The sequence below is a fragment of the Candidatus Symbiopectobacterium sp. 'North America' genome (assembly GCF_015762685.1).
Lineage (GTDB): Bacteria > Pseudomonadota > Gammaproteobacteria > Enterobacterales > Enterobacteriaceae > Symbiopectobacterium.
Genome location: NZ_PEHF01000059.1, coordinates 72,089 through 78,088, shown reverse-complemented (window position 1 = coordinate 78,088; position 6,000 = coordinate 72,089). Strand labels below are relative to the sequence as shown.

The following is a 6,000-nucleotide window of genomic DNA, read 5'->3' as shown; positions in this document are numbered from 1 at the left end:
TTAAGCAAGCCCAACATCAATCGAAAATCAGTGTTGCAAAAACGGGGGTGACCATAGATTTTTATGGCAGACTACCAGAACAGACTTGGGTTAAGCGTGATTTTTTAGGCTGTTACCGTCTGGACGGTTATAAGTGATCGTGTTGCCGCTGGCTTACGCGTTTTTTCGGGAGGATCTTTTGAACCGCGAACTGCTCTGGGTGTTATCCCTGCTGTTGATCTCTATCTTATTGTTTAGCACCAATAAGCTACGCATGGATGTGGTGGTGCTGCTGGTTATCATCGCCTTTGTGTTGAGCGGTACCTTAACGCTATCGGATGCGCTAGTCGGCTTCAGCGACCCCAACGTGATCCTTATTGCCGCGCTGTTTGTTATTGGCGAAGGGCTGGTCAGAACCGGCGTGGCGTATCAGGTCGGGGAGTGGCTGATTCGCGTTGCGGGCAACAGTGAGATCAAAATGCTGGTTCTGCTGATGCTGACCGTGGCGGCGCTGGGCGCGTTTATGAGTTCCACCGGCGTGGTGGCGATCTTTATCCCTGTGGTGCTGAGCGTTTCGGCCAAAATGAAAATCTCACCGGGGCGGCTGATGATGCCGCTAAGTTTTGCTGGTCTGATCAGTGGGATGATGACGCTGGTGGCGACGCCGCCCAACATGGTGGTAAGCAGTGAGTTGATGCGTGACGGTAACCACGGTTTCGGCTTTTTCAGCGTCACCCCGATTGGTGTTGCTGCTGGGCATTGTTACATGCTGGTGGCTCGATTCTGGCTGAGCGGTGTTGATCCGCAAGCGGCGAACAAAGAGGGCTGGAAGCGCAAGACCTTCCGCGACCTCATTCGCGATTACAAGCTGACGGGCAGGGCACGGCGTTTGGCGATACTGCCGGGTTCACCTTTTATCGGTCACCGCCTGGACGATTTGCGTCTGCGCCAGCGCTACGGTGCCAACGTGGTAGGGATTGAGCGCTGGCGTAAGTTCCGTCGCGTGATAGTCAGCGTGGCGGGTAACACCGAACTGTGGTTAAACGATGTGTTGCTGATTGATATGTCAGCCTCTGAAGTCGATTTGCGTGAGTTTTGCACCTCGCAGCGCTTGGAACCGATGGTGCTGCGCGGTGAATACGTTTCTGAACAGGCTCGCGATGTGGGGATGGCGGAAGTGTCGCTGATCCCCGATTCTGAGCTCATTGGTAAGACGCTTTATGACGTAGGCTTCCGCAGCCGTTACGGGCTTTCCGTGGTGGGGATCCACCGCAATGGTGAGGCAATGGACGGATTGCTGGCCGACGAACCGCTACAACTGGGCGATATCCTGCTGGTGATTGGCGACTGGCGTATGATCCGCCAACTGCAATCGCAAAAGCATGTGATGCTGGTGTTAAACCTGCCTGCCGAAGTGGATGACGTTGCGCCTGCGGTGAGCCAGGCTCCGCACGCGCTGTTCTGTCTGGCGCTGATGGTCGCCATGATGCTGACTGACGAAATCCCCAATGCCATTGCTGCGTTGATTGCCTGTTTGCTGATAGGAAAATTTCGCTGTATCGATATGGAAAGCGCTTACCGTGCGATCCACTGGCCGAGCCTGATCTTGATCGTCGGGATGATGCCCTTTGCGCTGGAGCTTCAGCAGACCGGTGGTGTGACGCTGATTGTGAGTGGGGCAGGGCCGCAGGTGATGGATGCTGGTGTGCCTGTTTGTGCTGTGTGCGACGATCGGACTATTTATTTCCAACACCGCCACCGCCGTGCTGATGGCACCGATAGCCATTGCTGCGGCAAAACAGATGGGGGTTTCGCAGTATCCCTTCGCCATGATCGTGGCTATCGCCGCCTCCGCGGCATTCATGACACCGGTTTCGTTACTGGTAAATACGCTGGTGCTCGGTCCGGGTGGCTACCGCTTTGGTGATTTCGTGAAAGTGGGGGTGCCGTTCACTGTGTTGGTGATGATTGTCAGTGTCATCATGGTGCCGTGGCTCTACGGTTTTTAACTGTGCGTTGATGCACCTTCTAAACCCACTTTTCTGCGCGTGCAGTGAGGGTTTTGTGCGCAACAGGCTAAGCGACTTTCTGCTACGCGCGTAGCGCGCGCCCGACATGGGGCGGCTCAATCGCCGTCGCCTCATGGCCCCTGGCTTTTCGCGGGAAATCACGCCGCTGCGTGGTACCCTAGGCGTGATTTTTTACGCGGATATAAAAACAAAACTAACTATTCTGACTTACAGGGTGGAACCTTGACTGATTTCATCCAGCGATAGGCTAAAACTCGGAATAAATATTTCCATGAAGTACTCCATCTCCGGGCTTTGGCGCTGTTGCAGCGTCTTTTCTAGCCGTGTTTTGGCAAGGGCGAATTCGCTGTTACCGGCTGAAAGCTCTTCAAGACATTTCAGGTAAGCGCACAGAGCATCTGCCTGTTTGACGATGGCGTGCTCTTCTTCACTACAGCAACTGTCATCAATCAGTTGGCGATAATCCTGCTGTAATTCGGGCGGCAACATGGCAATCAGGCTGCGCTGCGCCAGCTTTTCTATCTTTTTGTACTCATGGGCGATCTGCGCATTGAAATATTTGATAGGGGTCGGCATATCCCCGGTCAGCACCTCGCTGGCATCGTGGTACATCGCCAGCATCCCGATGCGTTCTGCATTCAGGTTGCCGTTGAATTTGCGGTTTTTGATCACCGCCAGCGCGTGAGCGACAAAGGCCACCTGAAGGCTATGCTCAGATACGTTTTCGGTGCGCACGTTGCGCATCAGCGGCCAGCGGCTAATCAGTTTCAAACGGGATAAGTGGGCGAAAAAGTGACTCTGATTCATCATGTTCTCTCAGACGGCAGCACCATAATCGATTATTGTGGCCGCTCTCGAGAAGGATGTAAACGCCTGCGCATCGTGGGAAATGACGCGCAGGCGTGATGCAAACAGAGGTGTTACTGATTGTAGTGCGACAGGAAGCGGTCCAGCTTGTGGATGGCGGAATCCAGTTCATCTACACGCGGCAGCGTGACGATACGCACGTGGTCCGGATGCGGCCGGTTAAAGGCAGTGCCTTGCACCAGCAGCACTTTTTCTTGCACCAGCAGATCCAGCACCAGTTTCTGGTCGTCATGGATATTGAAACGCTTGGCGTCGATACGCGGGAACATGTAAAGCGCTCCCTGCGGTTTGACACAGGAGACGCCGGGGATCTGGTTGATCAGTTCCCAGGCGCGCAGACGCTGTTCATGCAACCGTCCACCGGGATGGATGAACTTACTGATGCTCTGATAACCGCCCAGCGCAGTCTGGATGGCGTGTTGCATAGGCACGTTGGCACACAGACGCATTGACGCCAGCATTTCCAAGCCTTCGATATAGCCTTTGGCATGCTTTTTCGGGCCGTTCAGCACCATCCAGCCCTGGCGGAAGCCGGCTACCCGGTAGGTTTTCGATAAACCGTTAAAGGTCACCGTCAGCAGATCCGGCGCCAGCGCGGCGATGGAGTGGTGCTGCGCCTCGTGGTAAAGAATGTTGTCATAGATCTCGTCAGCAAAAATAATCAGGTTATGCTGGCGTGCAATTTCCACGATTTCCATCAACAGCTCTTTGCTGTAGACGGCGCCGGTAGGGTTGTTGGGGTTGATGATCACGATGCCGCGCGTGCGTGGCGTGATCTTGCTGCGAATGTCGTCCAGGTCGGGGAACCATCCGGCTTCTTCACCACACAGATAGTGTACCGCATGCCCGCTGGATAACGAGACGGCGGCGGTCCACAGCGGATAATCCGGTGCAGGAACCAAAATCTCGTCGCCCGTGTTGAGCAACGCTTGCATGGATTGCACGATCAGTTCGGAGACGCCGTTGCCGATATACACATCTTCCAGCGTCATTTCATGCATTCCGCGCGCCTGATAATGCTGCACAATGGCCTTACGCGCGGAATAAAGTCCTTTGGAATCGCAGTAACCCTGCGCGGTAGGTAAATTGCGGATGACATCGACCAGAATTTCATCCGGTGCATCGAAACCAAACGGCGCAGGGTTGCCGATGTTCAGTTTGAGTACTTTATTTCCTTCCTCTTCCAGGCGCTTGGCTTCTTTTAGCACCGGGCCGCGAATGTCATAGCAAACATTATCCAGCTTTTTAGACTTCTCAATGGGAAACATCATAGATAGAGCGAACCTTTTTCAGGAAAAGCGTATTTCGCGATGAAATAGCATAACCTGCCTAATGTACTCCTGTGTTTACCCCTTTTGAAGAATGATCGTCGATTTTAGTGCAATGCTGCGGGCGGCTGCACTGTTATTGTGCATTGTTATCATCACGGAATTTCACTAACCCCTTTTGGAAAAAAGGGAGATAAAGCACCCTGTGCGCCTTTCTTTTCCTCAGGCTATTTATTCGGAGCGTGAAAATATAATTTCCAGTATAAAGGAGGAGCGGTTGTTTTTTTACCGAGCGGATAACGATCCCGACACTATTTGTGTGGTGGGCATTAGCGGCTGGATGAAAAGGCGATAATGGTAACGAAACGTGAGTATTTTTTTGCCCTAATCGAACGACTGCGATACTGTTTCAACATATATTGTAATTAACGATACATGTAATAAAACACCAGGAATGTTTGTTAAATACTAAATATAGATAAGTGAAAATCGTATGGCCAATGCAAATCGATCGGTACTCAATCTTGATCTCGATCTACTCAGAACGTTTGTAGAGGTAGCGGATTTGAACACTTTCGCCGCCGCCGTGGCGGTTTGCCGCACGCAATCTGCGGTGAGCCAACAAATGCAACGATTGGAGCAACTGGTGGGGAAAGAGCTGTTCGCACGCCACGGTCGTAACAAATTGCTGACAGAACACGGCGTGCAGTTTCTGGGTTATGCCCGCAAGATCCTGCAATTTAACGATGAAGCCTGCACTTCGCTGATGTACAGCGACATGCTCGGCACACTGGCGATCGGCGCGTGTGAGGATACGGTAGATAACATTTTGCCTACGCTTTTGCATCGCGTGACCACGCTGTTTCCCAAACTGACCATCGACGTTAGCGTAAAGCCTAGTCCAGAACTGCACAGTATGCTGGAAAAAAAAGCGATTGATTTGGCGATCACCACTATGTCGAGCGATAGCGCTGAGCAAATTTTGCTGCGCACCTCGCAGACCATGTGGTATTGCGCGGCGGATTATCGCTTTCGTCAGGACGAACCCGTATCGCTGGTGCTGCTGGATGAGCCCAGCAATTTCCGTGCATTGGCGATCACCTTGCTCAATGAAGCGGGGATTCCCTGCGTATTGCCTATGTCGCGTCTACGCTCCCGGCCGTGCGTGCTGCGGTGAAGGCCGGCTTGGGCGTAACGGTGCGCACCGTTGAGATGATGAACTCTGAGGGTATTGGGAACGGCAGACGGTTTACCGGTGCTTCCCGATACGCAATATTTTTTGTGCAAACGCCTGCAAGAAACCAACACCCTGGCCGATGCCATTTTCAATGTGGTAGCGTCTGGTCATTACTATCGTGGTGCGTTGCTTTCAGGTGCCTCAGCTAGCGACGATAACAGCACTAGCGAGGGGGATGCGGCGCTGAAAAATGCACTGTTTATGTAATTCAGAACGTTGCACACGTTCATACGGGTATGGCGTAGTAGCAGGACGCCGTCACTGCTATGCCCGTTTTTTACTCCCTTCTGATTATCCCACTTCGTGATTATTCCCATTCACTAGTGTTCCTCTTATCGTTATTCCTCGCGCTTTCTAAAGTTTTGTATTTTATGAAAAGATATTTCTTATTTTTCAAATGAATGTTGCAAACTTTCAGCTGTTAACATTGACGCTGACAATTGGGTTTTTTACTAACTAAATTGACAAAAATGTGTGTTGGATCAAAAAATAACTCTATTAACGCTAAAGGGGACCGGGTTTTCCGCACGAAAATGGTATAGTGCTTGTTCATTATCACCTATCCTTTAGCTAGCAGGTTGTTAACAATTATACCCACCAGAGCCAGACTGACTCGATT

Annotated in this window: 2 protein-coding genes and 2 pseudogenes; 2 read left to right on the top strand and 2 right to left on the bottom strand. The window is 51.9% G+C overall.

Annotated elements, in window-relative coordinates:
- Positions 1 to 178 precede the first annotated feature (178 nt).
- Positions 179 to 1,988, top strand: a pseudogene (locus CS369_RS13575) (SLC13 family permease).
- A gap of 228 nt (positions 1,989 to 2,216) precedes the next feature.
- Here the strand turns inward: CS369_RS13575 and yfbR are convergent.
- A complete protein-coding gene (yfbR, locus tag CS369_RS13570; protein ID WP_196907512.1) occupies positions 2,217 to 2,816 on the bottom strand; it encodes a 5'-deoxynucleotidase in 600 nt (199 codons plus the stop codon).
- 113 nt (positions 2,817 to 2,929) lie between these two features.
- Complete coding sequence (locus tag CS369_RS13565; RefSeq protein WP_196907511.1) at positions 2,930 to 4,144, bottom strand: pyridoxal phosphate-dependent aminotransferase; 1,215 nt, start codon at positions 4,142 to 4,144, stop codon at positions 2,930 to 2,932.
- Between the two features lie 493 nt (positions 4,145 to 4,637).
- Here CS369_RS13565 and CS369_RS13560 point away from each other — a divergent pair.
- Positions 4,638 to 5,588: pseudogene (locus CS369_RS13560) on the top strand (LysR substrate-binding domain-containing protein).
- Positions 5,589 to 6,000: the final 412 nt, after the last annotated feature.

Excerpts from the sequence above, each read along its gene's own strand:
- yfbR (WP_196907512.1), bottom strand. The coding sequence starts at position 2,816 with ATGAATCAGAGTCACTTTTTCGCCCACTTATCCCGTTTGAAACTGATT.
- CS369_RS13565 (WP_196907511.1), bottom strand. The coding sequence starts at position 4,144 with ATGTTTCCCATTGAGAAGTCTAAAAAGCTGGATAATGTTTGCTATGAC.